Genomic DNA, 16,429 nt, shown 5'->3' on the forward strand with positions numbered 1-16,429 from the left:
GTGTGCAGAGGGACGCGCCGGGGTCCAATGACCGGTCAGACCCCAGATCTAGTGGTTGGATTGGCTCCACCACCCAGAAGTTGTGGTCCCCCGGTCCGTCAGGGCCTCCGGCATCGCCTATGCTGGGGACTGCTTCGGGGGGTTCGGCAGGCCGTCCGGGTCGTTGCGTCGTGCTGTGTGAGGAGGGGTTGGGAGCCATGCACTGTCCCTTCTGCAGGCACCCCGACAGCCGGGTCGTCGACAGTCGGACCACCGACGACGGCACCTCCATCCGGCGTCGCCGCCAGTGCCCCGACTGCTCCCGCCGCTTCACGACGGTCGAGACCGCGTCACTCATGGTGATCAAGCGCAGCGGCGTCACGGAGCCCTTCAGCCGTACCAAGGTCATCTCCGGCGTGCGCAAGGCGTGCCAGGGGAGACCGGTCACCGAGGACGCGCTCGCCCAGCTCGGCCAGCGGGTCGAGGAGGCCGTGCGCGCCACCGGCAGCGCCGAGCTGACCACCCACGACGTGGGCCTGGCCATACTCGGCCCCCTGCAGGAACTCGACCTCGTCGCGTACCTGCGCTTCGCGTCCGTCTACCGGGCCTTCGACTCGCTTGAGGACTTCGAGGCCGCCATCGACGAGCTCCGCGAGGAGCGGCCGCCCGCCAGGGAGTGCTGCGGGGGCGGGGCCGTCGAGGTGCCGGAGCCCGCAGGCGCGGCCGACTGACCGACGGCGGCCGGACGGGTGGAGCCCGCCCCGCGGGATCCCCGGCCGGCCGAGGCGGCACATGACCTGCCCGGGGCGCCGCTCAGCGGCGCACCGGGCACACGACAGAACCTGTGCCCTGGGAAGATCTGGGCACATCAGGGCGTTTTTGCCCATGTATGGGAGGCGGCATGACCGAGACGACGAGCGGCCCCGCACGGGGGTCCCGCACCAAGGGGACCAAGGCGGCCAAGGGGCTGCGCATCGAGCGCATCCACACCACCCCGGGAGTGCACCCGTACGACGAGGTGGCCTGGGAGCGCCGTGACGTCGTCATGACCAACTGGCGTGACGGCTCGGTGAACTTCGAGCAGCGCGGCGTGGAGTTCCCCGACTTCTGGTCGGTGAACGCGGTCAACATCGTCACCAGCAAGTACTTCCGCGGGGCCGTCGGCACCCCGCAGCGCGAGACCGGTCTGAAGCAGCTCATCGACCGGATCGTGAAGACGTACCGCAAGGCCGGCGAGGACCACGGCTACTTCGCCTCGCCCGCCGACGCCGAGATCTTCGAGCACGAGCTCGCCTACGCCCTGCTGCACCAGGTCTTCAGCTTCAACTCCCCGGTCTGGTTCAACGTCGGCACCCCCCAGCCCCAGCAGGTCTCCGCCTGCTTCATCCTCTCCGTCGACGACTCCATGGAGTCGATCCTGGAGTGGTACAAGGAAGAGGGGATGATCTTCAAGGGCGGTTCGGGCGCCGGCCTGAACCTCTCCCGCATCCGCTCCTCCAAGGAACTGCTCTCCTCGGGCGGCAACGCCTCGGGCCCCGTCTCCTTCATGCGCGGTGCCGACGCCTCCGCCGGGACGATCAAGTCGGGCGGAGCCACCCGCCGCGCCGCCAAGATGGTCATCCTCGACGTCGACCACCCGGACATCGAGGCCTTCATCGAGACCAAGGTGAAGGAGGAGGAGAAGATCCGCGCCCTGCGCGACGCGGGCTTCGACATGGACCTGGGCGGCGACGACATCACGTCCGTCCAGTACCAGAACGCCAACAACTCGGTCCGCGTGAACGACGAGTTCATGAAGGCCGTCGAGGCCGGCGGCACCTTCGGCCTGCGCGCCCGGATGACCGGCGAGGTCATCGAGGACGTCGACGCCAAGTCGCTGTTCCGCAAGATGGCCGAGGCCGCCTGGGCCTGCGCCGACCCGGGCATCCAGTACGACGACACCATCAACCACTGGCACACCTGCCCCGAGTCCGGCCGGATCAACGGCTCGAACCCGTGCAGCGAGTACATGCACCTGGACAACACCTCGTGCAACCTGGCCTCGCTGAACCTCATGAAGTTCCTCAAGGACGACGGTGCGGGCAACCAGTCCTTCGAGGTCGAGCGCTTCGCCAAGGTCGTCGAGCTGGTCATCACGGCGATGGACATCTCCATCTGCTTCGCCGACTTCCCGACCCGCAAGATCGGCGAGAACACCCGCGCCTTCCGCCAGCTCGGCATCGGCTACGCCAACCTGGGCGCCCTGCTCATGGCCACCGGCCACGCCTACGACTCCGAGGGCGGCCGGGCCCTCGCCGGGGCGATCACCTCGCTGATGACCGGCACCTCCTACCGGCGCTCCGCCGAGCTGGCCGCGGTGGTCGGCCCCTACGACGGCTACGCCCGCAACGCCCAGCCGCACCAGCGCGTGATGAAGCAGCACGCCGACGCCAACGCCACGGCGACCCGCATGGACGACCTCGACACCCCGGTGTGGGCCGCGGCCACCGAGGCGTGGCAGGACGTGATCCGCCTCGGCGCGAAGAACGGCTTCCGCAACTCCCAGGCCTCGGTGATCGCCCCCACCGGCACCATCGGACTGGCGATGTCCTGCGACACCACCGGCCTGGAGCCCGACCTGGCGCTGGTGAAGTTCAAGAAGCTGGTCGGCGGCGGGTCCATGCAGATCGTGAACAACACGGTCCCGCAGGCCCTGCGCCGCCTCGGCTACCAGCCGGAGCAGATCGAGGCGATCGTCGCCCACATCGCCGACCACGGCAACGTGATCGACGCCCCCGGGCTGAAGACCGAGCACTACGAGGTCTTCGACTGCGCCATGGGCGAGCGCTCCATCTCCGCGATGGGCCACGTCCGGATGATGGCCGCGATCCAGCCCTGGATCTCCGGCGCGCTCTCCAAGACGGTCAACATGCCGGAGTCGGCGACCGTCGAGGAGGTCGAGGAGATCTACTTCGAGGCGTGGAAGCTCGGCGTCAAGGCGCTGGCCATCTACCGCGACAACTGCAAGGTCGGCCAGCCCCTCTCCGCCAAGACCAAGGAGAAGGAGAAGGCCGAGGTCACCGCCAAGGCCGAGGAGACCATCCGGTCCGCGGTCGAGAAGGTGGTCGAGTACCGCCCGGTCCGCAAGCGCCTGCCCAAGGGCCGTCCGGGGATCACCACCTCCTTCACGGTGGGTGGGGCCGAGGGCTACATGACGGCCAACTCCTACCCGGACGACGGCCTCGGCGAGGTGTTCCTCAAGATGTCCAAGCAGGGCTCGACCCTGGCGGGCATGATGGACGCCTTCTCCATCGCCGTCTCCGTCGGCCTCCAGTACGGCGTCCCGCTGGAGACCTACGTCTCGAAGTTCACCAACATGCGCTTCGAGCCGGCCGGGATGACGGACGACCCGGACGTGCGGATGGCGCAGTCGATCGTCGACTACATCTTCCGCCGCCTGGCGCTGGACTTCCTGCCCTTCGAGACCCGCTCGGCGCTCGGCATCCACTCCGCCGAGGAGCGCCAGCGCCACCTGGAGACCGGCTCCTACGAGCAGACGGACGACGTCGACCTCGACGTCGAGGGCCTCGCCCAGTCGGCCCCGGTCCAGCGGGAGACCGCACCGCAGACGGCGACCGTCCCGGCACCGGCGCAGGCGCACACCTCGGCCGAACTGGTCGAGATGCAGCTGGGCATCAGCGCCGACGCCCCGCTCTGCTTCTCCTGCGGCACCAAGATGCAGCGCGCAGGCTCCTGCTACATCTGCGAGGGCTGCGGCTCCACCAGCGGCTGCAGCTGAAGCCGGGCTGAGCCGCATCGAGTGCGGCACTCGGTGAACGCTCAGCCGGCAGGCAACCCCTGACGGGAGGGACGTCAGCCTCGTGCTGACGCCCCTCCCGCGCAGTGGCCGGCCCGGGGACGCATCCGCCGCTCCGGCGCCCGCGGCAACTGGGCATCGTCCCGTTCCACCCTGACTGTTCGAGAAGCGGGGGCGTTCGGGGCCTCGACGAGGCGGTTCACCGCCTGCGGCCGGGACGCCACGCGTAGGCCATGGGGGCCGTCTCCACGACGTCGCTCGGCCAGGTTTCCCGCACGCGCTCAAGTCGCCGCTGATGCTCCTGGACCCAGGTCTCCCGGGGTCGGAGCGAGAGCGTCGCGGTGAGGTGGTCGGGGTCGTCCACGGTCACGGACAAGGAACGGTCCTCGTACAGGTGGAAGGCGAGACTCGGTCCGCGGTCACCGCCGATGGTCGCGTCCGCGCCCGGCCCGAGCCGGGCCAGGTCGCGCTGCCAGGCGTCGAGATCCCCTTGGAGCAGGAAGAGTTCAAGCCGGGCGTCGACGAAGTCGGCCGAGGCCAGAACATCGGCCCGGAGGATGTCGTGGCCGGTCAGCACTCCCGGTCGGTCGCGACCGGTCACGCGCACGACGCAGCGGTTGCCGTCCACGTCCTCCAGGTGGATCAGGTCCACTGCGTCCGATTCGGTCACCGTCGGCCTCTCTCTCGTGAGGGTCGGATGCGCATCCTCTCGCATCACCGGCTGGGCCTGCCCGCCCGGCCGGGGCGGCCTCACGCCGGCCGCACGTGTCCTTCCCGTTCGGGGCGGATTCCCGGGCGCACGCCAGGAGCAGGTGATCTCCGCCCGTGCAGCGGGCACCCGAGGGCCCCGGCATGCCGTGAGGCGGGGAGCCCCCAGGGGGCTCCCCGCCTCACCGCATGCCCGTTCGCTCCGTCGCGGGCGTGGGCACGCGCAGGCGCTCCCTTCGCGCGTGCCCGCGGTCGCCGCCGCCCTGGTTCAGCGGCCCATCGCGCGCAGGAAGCCCTCCGGGTCGGCGTCGTGACCGCGCAGCACCGGCTCGAAGCTCCAGGCGCCCCCGGCCGAACGGCGGAACTCGCACACCACGGCCGCCGTGGAGCCGGACACCGAGGAGAAGTCCTCGGCGGCCAGCTCGCGGTGGTCCTCCTCGACGGTCAGCCCGACATGGGCGATGTCGCCGAACACCCGCCGTCCGTCCCGCTGCTGGATCACGACGCCGACGACCACCCGGCCGTACACGGGCGCCATGCGGTCGAACTCCAGCGTCAGCACCTCGTCGTCGCCGAAGCCCTGCCCGGTGTCGCTGTGCCGGTTCAGGATGATCGTCCCGTCCGGCGACCGGCTGTCGAAGTGCACCACGTATGCCGGGTCTCCGCTCTCGCCGGACCCCTCGTACATCCCTGCCACCAGATCCAGGTCATGGGGCGCCTCGCCCATGGGACTCGGGTCCCACCGCAGGGACACCTCTGCCTTCCGGACGCCCTTGCTGAGGCTGCTCACCGGATCTCCTCCCCGTTGTCGCGCCGCCCTGTGCAACTGCCTTGTTCCCTGAGCAGGTCGACCGTAGCCGTTCGAAGGCGGGTGGTGCGAGCCGCCTTCCGCCGGTCCGGCGGAAGGCGCCCCACGGCCGACGACCTGCGGTGTCCGGAAACGAGCGGTGCCCGAGCGGGCCGGTGGCGGACACCGACGGACCGGGAGGTCGCCCGGTGCACGGACCGGCGCACCGGTGCACACGGGGACGGCAGTGCCCGCGGACCGCAGCCGCCCCCGGCGCCCGCGCCGTACGATGGCGCGGTGCTGGTCAAGTGGAGTCGCTGCACCGTGGTGGACCGACGCGGGTTCGAACGGGGGCAGCGCAAGTGGGCGGGGCTGCCGGGCGAGCCCGGCTTCCGGGGGCAGGGCGGCGGCTGGAGCCGGCTGCGGCCGAATGTCGCCCATGTCGTCTCCTTCTGGGAGAGCCGCCCCTTCTACGACTCCTTCATGGCCCGGTCGTACGACCGGCTCGCGGCCGCCCAGGCGGGGACCTTCAAGGAGGCCCAGGCCACGCTGTTCGCCTACCGCTTCGACGTGAAGACGGGCTTCGAGCCCCGCTTCTCCGACGCCGACGTGCTGCGGGTGGCGCACTGCCGGGTCCGCGAGGACCGGGTGGAGCACTTCGCCCTGATGCAGGAGAAGGTCTGGAACCCGGCCATGGCCGGGTCACCCGGCATGCTGCGGGGGCTCTTCGGCGAGGCGCCCGGGAACGAGTTCCTGATCATGTCCCTGTGGCAGTCCGCGGCCGAGCACGGCAAGTACCGCCAGGAGCGGATAGAGCGGCTGCTGCTGAGGGCCAGGACCCAGGCCGACGTGGCGGCGATGACCGGCGACGTCGTGGAGCTCGAACCCTCCTGGACGGTCTGAGCCGTCCGGGCGGCGCCCGCGGGCCCCGTCCGCCCGCGGGCGGTCCCGCGGCGTGCGCGCGTAGGGTCGGTGTATGGCACGACCGCGACGTATCGTCCTCGTCCGCCACGGAGAGTCGGTGGGCAACCTCGACGACACCGTCTACGAGCGCGAGCCCGACCACGCCCTCCGGCTGACCGAGCGGGGTCTCGCCCAGGCGCAGGAGACCGGCGAGCGGCTGCGGTCCCTGTTCGGCGGCGAGCGCGTCAGCGTGTACGTCTCCCCGTACCGGCGGACCCACGACACGCTCCGCGCCTTCCGGCTCGACCCGGCACTGGTGCGCGTCCGCGAGGAGCCCAGGCTGCGCGAGCAGGACTGGGGCAACTGGCAGGACCGCGACGACGTGCGGCTCCAGAAGACCTACCGCGACGCCTACGGGCACTTCTTCTACCGCTTCGCGCAGGGGGAGTCGGGGGCGGACGTGTACGACAGGGTGGGGGCCTTCCTGGAGAGCCTGCACCGCAGCTTCGACGCCCCCGACCATCCGCCGAACGTCCTGCTGGTCACCCACGGCCTGACCATGCGGCTGTTCTGCATGCGCTGGTTCCACTGGACGGTGGCCGAGTTCGAGTCGCTGGCCAACCCGGACAACGGCGAGACCCGGGTGCTGGAGCTGGAGACGGGCGGCCACTACCGGCTGGACCGGCCCTTCGAGCGGTGGTGCACCCCGCGCTCGTACGGCGCCACCGGATAGGGTAGGGGGAAGATGATCGCTGATTCCTCTCGCGAGCGGCGCTTCACCCGCGCCCTGGACAGCCTGCGCGGGCTGTCCGTGGGAGACGCCCTGGGCTCCCAGTTCTTCGTACCCACCCACTATCCGCTGCTCAGACGGCGGGAGCTGCCTCCCGGCGACTGGCAGTGGACGGACGACACGGAGATGGCCGCCTCCGTCCTCGCCGTGCTCCACCGCCACGCACGCATCGACCAGGACGCCCTGGCCCGCTCCTTCGCGGAGCACCACGACGTCGACCGCGGCTACGGACCTGCGGTCAACCGCATGCTGCGGCTGGTCCGCGAGGGCGGCGACTGGAGGGAGCTCTCGGCGGCCCTGTTCAAGGGGCAGGGCTCCTGGGGGAACGGCTCCTCCATGCGGATCGCGCCGCTCGGCGCCTGGTACGCCGACGACCCGGAGCAGGCCACCCACCAGGCCGAGATCTCCTCGTACACGACCCACCAGCACCGGGAGGCCGTGGTGGGGGCCATGGCCGTGGCGGCGGCCGCGGCGCTCGCCGCCGACCCCGCCGGCGCCCCCTCACCCGAGGCGCTGCTCGACGGGGTGATCGCGCTCGTCCCGCGCAGCGCGGTCGGCGCGGGGCTGCGGCGGGCCCGGGACATGCTCGACTACGACGACGCCGCCACGGTCGCCGCGGTCCTCGGCAGCGGCCGCCGGACGAGCGCCCACGACACGGTGCCCTTCGCCCTCTGGTCGGCCGCCCGGGCCCTGGACGACTTCGAGCGGGTCTTCTGGACGACGGCGGGTGTCGGCGGGGACGTGGACACCACCTGCGCGATCGCCTGCGGGGTCGTGGCCGCGGGAGCGGCGGGGGCACCGCCGCGGGCGTGGACGGAGAGGACCGAGCCGCTGCCGGACTGGCTGCCTGCCCGGCCCGGCTGAGCCGACGGGCGAGGGCGGCGGGGCCTGCCCGGGCCGAGCGGTGTCACCCGGCGCCGGGCCCGCGGTGGCGCCCGTACGGGCCCCGCCCCGCCACGGGACGGCTCGGTCCGTCCCCGCCGCGCCCCCGGTGCGCGTGTGCGGAGGGTTCGGAGCCGGAGGCGGGCGGTGGACCGCCGGGTGGTCCGGTGGCGGCCCCCGGTGCGCTCAGGGTCCGGTGCCCCGCCTCCACGACCGCTGATCGGCCGTCATTATCGGCTGTACGGGGGAGGTTTGCCACCCCGGAGAGGGTGTCGGCCGCGAGATCTTCCGTGCGCCGTGTGCGATCCGGGCAGAGGCGGCGAGGGCAGGGTGCCGGACCGGTCCGGCCGTGGACGGGCCGCCTCACGGCTCGGGATGTGCACGGAGGGGCGAGGTTCGCGGACGCGAGGACGCTTGGGTGCGGGCGTGCCCTGCCCCTCGCCCCGGCCGCGTCCGGGTGGGGGGTCCAAGGGGGGTTCTCCCCGGGCAAGTCGGCTGCTGTGCAAGGAGCCCGGGACTTGAGGGCGCGTGGGGCGGGGCCCGAGACCGCGTGACCGGTGCTACCGGCCAGTAGCGCCTCGGCGCCACGGAGTGGTGTGCGAATGCGAACTCCGAGGTGGTCGGTGATGCCCCGAAACGGTGCGGCCGGATCCGGAGGCAGCGGGTCCGGTGGGTGCCGCCCGACGGCGCGGTTTCCCCTGGCCGGGCCGGGGGAGCGGGGCACCGGGTGTGGCCTGCGACGCAACCGTGACCCGCCGTCGCGGATCGGGGCGGGAACCGGGTGTCGCCGGACGCACCCGCAGGCGTACCCTTGCTGGCGCCATGCCGTACGAACCACCCACCCACACCGTCGAGCGGTCGATCCGGGCCACCACCGGAGCCAGGATCGTCGCGGGCGTCGACGAGGTGGGCCGGGGCGCGTGGGCCGGCCCCGTGACCGTCTGTGCGGCGATCACCGGACTGCGCCGCCCGCCGCCGGGCCTCACCGACTCCAAGCTGATCACTCCCAAGCGCCGAGCGGAGCTTGCCGATCGCCTGGAGTCGTGGGTCACCGCCCACGCCCTCGGGCACGCCACGCCCGCGGAGATCGACGACCTCGGGATGACGGCCGCCCTGCGCCTCGCCGCCGTGCGGGCGCTCGACGGCCTGCCGGTGCGCCCCGATGCCGTCATCCTCGACGGCAAGCACGACTACCTCGGGCAGCCGTGGCAGGTGCGCACGGTGATCAAGGGCGACCGGTCCTGTGTGGCAGTGGCCGCGGCCTCCGTGATCGCCAAGGTGCGCAGGGACGCCATGATGGCCGAACTGGGCGGGGAGTTCGGCGTCTTCGGCTTCGCCGACAACGCCGGATACCCCTCGCCCGTGCACAAGGCGGCTCTCGCGGAGCTGGGGCCCACCCCGCACCACCGGCTGTCCTGGGCGTATCTGGACGGGCTGCCCCGGTGGCGCCACCTGAAGAAGGCGCGCCTCTCGCCCGAGGCGGCCGCACTGGCAGACGGGGGCCAGCTCGGCTTCGACTTCTGAAACCTGCCCTGCGAGCGCAGCCGGGTCGCACTCCTGTGCCCACCCGCCGATGCCCATCCCGCCCGAGTTTGATAGACAACCACTCATGCCTCTCACCCCCGAGGAGCCTCAGATTCACGAGAGTGCCAAGGGTCCCCGCGCCACTCCGGCCGCCGGCCGCACCGCGCCGACCCCTCGACCCGTACCCGGTCCGCGTTCCGCGGCCTCACCGCGTCCCGGGCATCCGGGCCCCGGTCCGGCCCGGCCCGCCCCCTCCGCGCAGCGGCCCTCGCCGGCCGCCGTGCGGAAGTCCACCCCGCCCGGCAAGGGCAACCGCCCCGGGCCCCAGATCCAGCTGGTCGCCTCGACGCCGCAGGGCGCCGTCGAGGCCGCCGACGAGGCCGTCGACCTGCTGCTCGACTCCGGAAGGGCGCCCGGCGACGTCCTGGTGCTCACGACCGGCGGCCAGCACCCGTGGGCCGAGCACGAGCTGTCCTTCGGCGAGTCCGCCTACTGGGCGCAGAGTGACGCCCGTGAGGACGTGTTCTACGCGGCTGCGGACGGCATCGGGCGCGTCGGTGCCCGCCCCGTGGTGGTCGTCGCCGTCAACGGCGGGTCGGACGAGGCCGCGGCCGGTGCGCTGCCCGCCGCCCTGGCCAAGGCGTCCGCCCTGCTGGTCGTCTGCGGCGACCCGGCGCGCATCGACAAGGCGCTCGGCGCCCGGGCGTGACGCGCCTGTGCGCCCGGGCACGGCCGTCGGGACGACTCCTCGGCCGTGCCCGGGCGCCCGGTACGCCGTGCGCCGGTGCTCGCGACGCCGGACGTCCCGGAACCTCCGGCGACGGCGGTGGCCGGTCCCGGGTCCGCACGCCGGAGGGGCGTCAGCGGGCGGCCGTGCGGCGCAGGGCCTCCGACGCGCCCCCCGCGCTGCGCAGCGGGGCCGGATCGGCCTCCAGCATGCTGTCGGCCAGGCGGCCCGGAGGGGAGGCCGAGTGGGGGTGCCGTCCCCCACGGCCCTCACCGAGCACCTGCCACCCGCCGCGCGTGAGCGTGATGTAGGCGCCGCAGCGCAGGCCGTGCAGCGTGCAGGCGTCGCGCAGCCCCCACATCCAGGCGCCGTCCTCCTCCGTCCACCGTTCGTCCCCGTCGCGGCAGTAGAGCAGCACGGCGGTGCGGACCGGCGTCCGGCGCCGGAGGTCGTGCGGAATGACGCGGCGCAGGTGGGCCAGCAGGGCGTTGCGGAACTCCCAGCCGTCCGCGGGGGAGGGCTGGCGGGTGAACGAGGCACTGGCCGCCAGGCGTTCTTCGTGGTCGAGCACGGCGATGACCGCCGTCGACTGCGAGGGCCGGTGACGTGCGTGCAGCCCGCCGACCACCTCACGGGGGTTGCGCAGCAGCGGAATCTCCGCCGCCGCCCACTCCGCCGGTTCGAGTATCCGGACGAGGCGACTTGCGGTGCCGGCCGATGCGGTGATCGTAGAGGCTGCGGACGGAGCGAATCCGAAGGTCACGGTCCTCCCTTCGCATACGCGCCCACAGGAGCGGGCAGGGTCGGGTGAGGGCGCACCGCAGCAGGGCCCTTCAGGACCGAAACGGACCCGAGCGGGGAGCAGTTCAATTCTTCCTGCCGCATGAGCATGCGGCAACGAGCAATTTGGCGTCGCCGACGGGAATCAGTGGGTATGTGACTGATATCCCTGCCCACTCACCGTCCGTTCACGCCCCTGTGGACACCAGTTCACACACCAGTGACGGGAGAGGGCCGCGCCGCTCCCGGTCATGACGCAGTGTCATGACCGGCGGACCGGGGGCGGCCCGCCCTCGGTGCACTGCCCCGCGCGGAGACACCGCGCCCGCCGGGGAGGGCGCTGCACCGCCCGGGCCCACCCGGGTCGGCACCGGACCCGGTGCGGAGCCGCCCCCGCCGCGCCCGCCGGGCCGGCGGCCGGGCCTGCGAGGCGAAGCGGCACCGGAGCTCCGTCACCCCGGCGGTCAGGACTGAACCGCGAGAACCAGCGGGAACACCCCCTTCGCCCCCGCGCGCAGCAGCAGCCGCGAGACCACCGCCAGTGTCCAGCCGCTGTCGGCGTAGTCGTCGACCAGCAGCACCGGTCCCTCGGCCCGGGACACGGCCTCGCCCAGTGCGGGCGGAACCGTGAACGCCTCGTGCAGCGCGCGCACCCGCTGGGCGCTGTTCGTCCGGGAGACGTGTAGCTCGGACAGTTCCGGAGCGTGATCGACACGCCCCAGGAGCGGCATCCTCCCGACCTCCGAGATACGGGACCCGAGGGACTCGACCAGCCGGGGCCGCGTGCGGGAGGCGACGGTGACCACGCCGACCGGCCGCGGAGGAGCGTCCGCCTCCCCCGAGGCCCAGCCGCCGGGACCTCGGGCCCAGTCCGCCATGACCGTCACAACGGCCGAGAACATGTCGTCGGGCACCGGGTGGTCGGGTGCCCCCGGAGCGACCATCGGCCGCAACCGGTTGCCCCAGCCGATGTCCGACAGGCGGCCGAGCCCCCGTCCGCCGAAGGACTGCTCCGCCGCCGGAATGCGCCCCTTGAGGGCGACCCCCACCGCCGCCAGGCCCGTCGGCCACATCCGCCGGGGTTCGAGCTCCACACCGGGGCGCCGGAGTTCGCCGCGCGCGGCGTCCAGTGCGCCGTCCGTGACCTTGTCGCTGAAGCGCGCTCCCGCACAGTTGTCGCACCGACCGCAGGGAGCCGCCTCCTCGTCGTCCAACTGCAGGCGCAGGAACTCCATCCGGCACGCAGTGGAACCCGCGTAGTCGCGCATCGCCTGCTGCTCCGCCTCGCGCTGGCGGGCCACCCAGGCGTACCGCTCCGCGTCGTACTCCCAGGGGCGCCCGGTGGCGGTCCACCCGCCCTTGACCCGGCGCACCGCGCCGTCCACGTCCAGCACCTTGAGCATCGTCTCCAGGCGGGTGCGGCGGAGCTCCACCTGAGGCTCCAGCGCGGGGAGCGACAGCGGGCGGTCGGACCCCGCCAGCACGTCCAGGGTGCGGCGCACGAGCTCCTCGGGAGGGAAGGCCACCGAGGCGAAGTACTTCCAGATGGCCTCGTCCTCCCTGCCCGGGAGCAGCAGCACCTCGGCGTGCTCGACACCGCGCCCCGCTCGTCCCACCTGCTGGTAGTAGGCGATGGGCGAGGAGGGGGAGCCGAGATGCACCACGAAGCCGAGATCCGGCTTGTCGAACCCCATCCCCAGGGCGGAGGTCGCCACGAGGGCCTTGACCCGGTTGGCGATGAGGTCGTCCTCGGCCTGCTGCCGATCGGCGTTCTCCGTACGGCCGGTGTACGAGGAGACGGTGTGGCCGCACTGGCGCAGGTACGCGGTAACCTCTTCGGCGGCCGCGACGGTCAGCGTGTAGACGATCCCGGAGCCGGGCAGTTCGCCCAGGTGGTCGGCCAGCCACGCCAGGCGGTGCGCGGCGTCCGGCAGTTGCACCACACCGAGGCTCAGGCTCTCCCGGTCGAGAGGGCCCCGCAGCACCAGGGCGTCGGTCCCGGCGCCGGTGCCGAGCTGCTCCGCCACGTCGGCAGTGACCCGGGCGTTGGCGGTGGCCGTGGTGGCGAGGACCGGGACTCCGGCCGGCAGCTCGGCGAGCATCGTGCGCAGCCGCCGGTAGTCCGGGCGGAAATCGTGGCCCCAGTCGGAGATGCAGTGCGCCTCGTCGACGACCAGCAGGCCCGTGGCGGCGGCGAGGCTGGGCAGGACCCGGTCGCGGAAGTCGGGGTTGTTCAGCCGCTCGGGGCTCACCAGGAGCACGTCCACCGTGCCGTCCGCGATCTCGGCCTGCACCGCCTCCCACTCCTCCGTGTTGGAGGAGTTGATCGTCCGCGCGGTGATGCCCGCCCGGGCGGCGGCCTCGACCTGGTTGCGCATCAGGGCGAGCAGCGGGGAGACGATCACCGTCGGACCGGCGCCCCGCGCCCGCAGGAGCGAGGTCGCCACGAAGTACACGGCGGACTTGCCCCACCCCGTCCGCTGGACGACCAGGGCCCGGCGCCGGTCCGCCACCAGGGCCTCGATGGCCCGCCACTGGTCCTCGCGCAGGCGGGCGGTGCCGGTCGGGTCGGAGACGAGTCGGGCGAGCACGGTGTCGGCGGCGCTCCTGAGCTCCGCCCGGTCTGCGTTGGTCATGGCTCCATGCAACCTGATCGGACCGACAGGACGCGAACGGCGGCCACTCCCTGTGGACAAGTTTTCCACAGGGGGTGACGCCGCCCTCCCGGTCGCGAGACGGTCGGCCCATGAGCAAGCACAGCGCATTCGACGCCGGTCGCCCCGGCGACCGGCAGATCACCCTCCGCAGCCCGGCCGAACTGGCCGACGCACTCCCGTACATGATGGGCTTCCATCCCAGTGACTCGATCGTCCTCGTCACTCTCCACGGCAGGAGCGGCAGGTTCGGCGGCCGTCTGCGGGTCGGCATCCCGCCGTCGAGCGAGGAGTGGGAGCCCGTGGCGACGGAGATCGCCGACTGCCTGATCCGCGGGAGCGAGCACCGCGGTGCCCGCCCCGACGGCATGGTCGTCTTCCTCTGCCAGGACCCGGTGGCCGGCGAGAGCCCCGCCTCGGTCATGGCCCGGCTGCGTCCGCTGGCGCAATGGCTGCGGACCGCCTGCGGCACCCTCGACGTGCCCGTCTACGAAGCCCTGTGCATCACCGGGGGCCGCTACTGGTCCTACTGCTGCCCCGATGCCCGCTGCTGCCCTCCGGAGGGCTCACCCCTTGCCCTGCCGGGCACGTCCGTGCTGGCCGCGGCCGCCGCGTATGCGGGCGTGCAGGTGCGGGGCACGCAGAAGGAGATCGAGGCCAGGATGACTCCCCGGCCGGAGGCCGACGCGGCGGCCGGGGAGTGGGCCCTGGACGAGGCGGGCTGCGCGACCGCGCTCCGCCTGGCGGGCGGAACGGGGCGCCGCCGCCTCGCGGTGGAGACCCTGGACACGGCGGAGGCCCTGCTGGCGCGGCTCGCCCAGGCGCCGCGTACGGGCGGTGCCGGTGCGGCCGACGCCGCCGACGACCGGCTGGTCGCGGATTCCGAGGCGGCCCGGGTGATCATCGGACTGCAGGACCGGAGGACCCGGGACCGGGCGGCCCAGTGGATGGAGGGCCCGTCGGCCGACGCCGCCCTGCGCCTGTGGCGCTCGCTCGCCCGGCGCTGCACGGGCGGGTACCGGTCCTACGCGGCGGCGCCTCTGACCCTGGCCGGCTGGGTCTCCTGGTCGACCGGGGACGAGCCCTCGGCCCGGGTCGCGCTCGGCCTCGCCCTGCGGGCCGACCCCGACTACGTCTTCGCACGCCTGCTGCACCAGGCGTGCAACGCGGGCCTCGACCCCGAGACGCTGCGGCACTGCCTCCGGCAGGACCAGGGCTGGCCGGAAGGAGGTGAGGAGCCGGTTGCCGGCTCGGAGGGCTCCGCGGGGGCAGGCGGCGGCTCGCGGGTTCCTCCGCCGGGGATCCCCTGCGTCGCTGCGGGAGGAGGCGGAGCGGCCGGGGCCGCGCACGCGGACCCTGCGGCGGCGGGCCCGCCCTTGTCGCCGCAGGGCCCGGGCGCGCCCGGCGGTCCTGCACCGGAGGGGGCCGCCCGGTCTGCGCGGAGCGGCGACGAGGCCCGCGGAGGGCCCGGCGGCACGCGCCCTCGCCCCGGCGGGCAGGCGTGTACGGACCGGGCGGGGGCCGACGGAGGAGGCGGGCTCGCCGCCCCGGATGCGGGCCGGGCCGGATCGGAGCCCGGACGGCAGGAGGCCGTCCAGGTGGCCCGGAACCGTGCTGCGGGCACCGGGGCGGCATCCGGCCGCGCGGGCTCCGGGCAGGTGAGGAGCGCGCCCGGGGCACGTCACCGGGGTGGGCGCGGAAACCGGCCTGCGGCCCGGGCGGGCCGTGGTTCCCGGCCCGAGCAGCGGAGGGGCGGCCCTGCCGATGCGCGGCCCGGGGATCGCGCGGCCTGGGGCAGGGGCGCCCCGGGACGGAGCAGCCGGTAGCGGCGGCGCCGGGCGCCCCCTGCCGGCGGCCGCGGGTGCCTCCGGACGCCGTCCGGTTCGCGCGGGAGGCGCCTGCCGCGTCCCGGCCGCCGTCGGTGGAACGGGGTCGAGCCACGGGGCGGACGGCTGTCTTATCGTCAGGCAGACGACTATGATCGCGGCATGTCTCCCTACGACCCGTCGGCCTTTCCGCCCTTCGCCGTCACCGTCGATCTGGTCGTGCTCACCGTGCGCCGCCACGCGCTCTGCGCGCTCGTGGTGCGGCGCGGCGAGCCGCCCTTCCAAGGCAGTTGGGCGTTGCCCGGCGGCTTCGTGCGGAGTGACGAGGACCTTGCGGGCGCGGCGGGCCGCGAGCTGGCCGAGGAGACCGGGCTGTGCGCCCACGACCCGGCCGACCCCGGCGCGGTGAACGGTGCGCACCTGGAGCAGCTCGCCACCTACGGCGATCCGCGGCGCGACCCGCGGATGAGAGTGGTCAGCGTGGCCCACCTGGTGCTCGCCCCCGACCTCCCGGCCCCGCGCGCGGGCGGCGACGCCAACAGCGCCCGCTGGGCGCCGGTCGGCGAACTGCTCGGTCGCCGGGAGGAGGGCGCGCCGGGCGCGGGGGAGCAGGCGCCGCTCGCCTTCGACCACGCGCTGATCCTCGCCGACGGGGTCGAGCGGGCACGGTCCAAGATCGAGTACTCGTCGCTGGCCACGGCCTTCTGCCCGCCCGAGTTCACCGTCGGGGAGCTGCGGCGCGTGTACGAGGCCGTGTGGGGAGTGGCCCTGGACCCGCGGAACTTCCACCGGAAGGTGACGGGTACGCCGGGATTCCTGGTTCCCACGGGCGGGACGACCACGCGCCAGGGCGGCCGTCCCGCACAGCTCTTCCGGGCGGGCGGGGCGACTCTGCTGAACCCGCCCATGCTGCGCCCCGAGGTCTGATCCCGACCGCCGCCCGGCTGCGCGGCGGCGTGCTGTCCGGTGGGTGTCCCGGGTGCCCACCGGACGGCGCCCGGCGCGACGGGTCCGCCCGGCTGCCGACCCTCGCGGCCGCACCGGTCGGCGTCGCCGTGACAGGACCGGCGGGA

At 73.6% G+C, this 16,429-nt stretch carries 13 protein-coding genes; 9 read left to right on the forward strand and 4 right to left on the reverse strand.

All coding sequences use genetic code 11. The features are described from left to right. Positions 1-197 precede the first annotated feature (197 nt). Positions 198-710 (forward strand): transcriptional regulator NrdR, encoded by a 513-nt coding sequence (gene nrdR, locus NPS70_RS19570; RefSeq protein WP_256525618.1) that lies wholly within the window; start codon positions 198-200, stop codon positions 708-710. 170 nt (positions 711-880) lie between these two features. Beyond that, positions 881-3,757: a vitamin B12-dependent ribonucleotide reductase gene (locus NPS70_RS19575; protein WP_256525619.1), complete on the forward strand. Its 2,877-nt coding sequence runs from the start codon at positions 881-883 to the stop codon at positions 3,755-3,757. Positions 3,758-3,974: 217 nt separating this feature from the next. Here the strand turns inward: NPS70_RS19575 and NPS70_RS19580 are convergent, their stop codons facing one another. Next, positions 3,975-4,445: a DUF5959 family protein gene (locus NPS70_RS19580; RefSeq protein WP_256525620.1), complete on the reverse strand. Its 471-nt coding sequence runs from the start codon at positions 4,443-4,445 to the stop codon at positions 3,975-3,977. Positions 4,446-4,751: 306 nt separating this feature from the next. Further along, positions 4,752-5,273: a TerD family protein gene (locus NPS70_RS19585; RefSeq protein ID WP_256525621.1), complete on the reverse strand. Its 522-nt coding sequence runs from the start codon at positions 5,271-5,273 to the stop codon at positions 4,752-4,754. 294 nt (positions 5,274-5,567) lie between these two features. On the opposite strand from NPS70_RS19585, the gene NPS70_RS19590 reads away from it, so the two are divergent. The 5 genes from NPS70_RS19590 to NPS70_RS19610 all read left to right on the forward strand — a co-directional run bounded on the left by NPS70_RS19590 (position 5,568) and on the right by NPS70_RS19610 (position 10,078). Beyond that, the gene (locus tag NPS70_RS19590) at positions 5,568-6,173 is read left to right on the forward strand and encodes a YdbC family protein (protein WP_256525622.1); all 606 of its coding nucleotides are present in this window, start codon (positions 5,568-5,570) and stop codon (positions 6,171-6,173) included. Between the two features lie 73 nt (positions 6,174-6,246). Then, positions 6,247-6,906 (forward strand): histidine phosphatase family protein, encoded by a 660-nt coding sequence (locus NPS70_RS19595; RefSeq protein WP_256525623.1) that lies wholly within the window; start codon positions 6,247-6,249, stop codon positions 6,904-6,906. A 12-nt stretch (positions 6,907-6,918) separates the two neighbouring features. Further along, complete coding sequence (locus tag NPS70_RS19600) at positions 6,919-7,827, forward strand: ADP-ribosylglycohydrolase family protein (RefSeq protein ID WP_256525624.1); 909 nt, start codon at positions 6,919-6,921, stop codon at positions 7,825-7,827. Between the two features lie 840 nt (positions 7,828-8,667). Further along, positions 8,668-9,369 (forward strand): ribonuclease HII, encoded by a 702-nt coding sequence (locus tag NPS70_RS19605; protein WP_256525625.1) that lies wholly within the window; start codon positions 8,668-8,670, stop codon positions 9,367-9,369. A gap of 85 nt (positions 9,370-9,454) precedes the next feature. Then, positions 9,455-10,078 carry a hypothetical protein gene (locus NPS70_RS19610; RefSeq protein WP_256525626.1) on the forward strand — a complete coding sequence of 208 codons (624 nt, stop codon included), beginning with the start codon at positions 9,455-9,457 and terminating at the stop codon, positions 10,076-10,078. A gap of 151 nt (positions 10,079-10,229) precedes the next feature. On the opposite strand, the gene NPS70_RS19615 is transcribed toward NPS70_RS19610, so the two are convergent. Both NPS70_RS19615 and NPS70_RS19620 read right to left on the reverse strand, forming a co-directional pair. Further along, on the reverse strand, positions 10,230-10,859 hold the full coding sequence (locus tag NPS70_RS19615) for a hypothetical protein (protein ID WP_256525627.1): 630 nt from the start codon (positions 10,857-10,859) through the stop codon (positions 10,230-10,232). Between the two features lie 481 nt (positions 10,860-11,340). Further along, positions 11,341-13,512 (reverse strand): RecQ family ATP-dependent DNA helicase, encoded by a 2,172-nt coding sequence (locus tag NPS70_RS19620; RefSeq protein ID WP_256525628.1) that lies wholly within the window; start codon positions 13,510-13,512, stop codon positions 11,341-11,343. 110 nt (positions 13,513-13,622) lie between these two features. Between NPS70_RS19620 and NPS70_RS28935 the strand changes: the two genes are divergently transcribed. Further along, on the forward strand, positions 13,623-15,356 hold the full coding sequence (locus NPS70_RS28935; protein ID WP_374212029.1) for a DUF4192 domain-containing protein: 1,734 nt from the start codon (positions 13,623-13,625) through the stop codon (positions 15,354-15,356). A gap of 162 nt (positions 15,357-15,518) precedes the next feature. Further along, positions 15,519-16,283 (forward strand): NUDIX domain-containing protein, encoded by a 765-nt coding sequence (locus tag NPS70_RS19630; RefSeq protein ID WP_256525629.1) that lies wholly within the window; start codon positions 15,519-15,521, stop codon positions 16,281-16,283. The last annotated feature ends 146 nt before the right edge of the window (positions 16,284-16,429 follow it).

Origin of the sequence: Streptomyces sp. C10-9-1 (assembly GCF_024497955.1) — a bacterium.
Taxonomy (GTDB): Bacteria; Actinomycetota; Actinomycetes; order Streptomycetales; family Streptomycetaceae; genus Streptomyces; species Streptomyces sanyensis.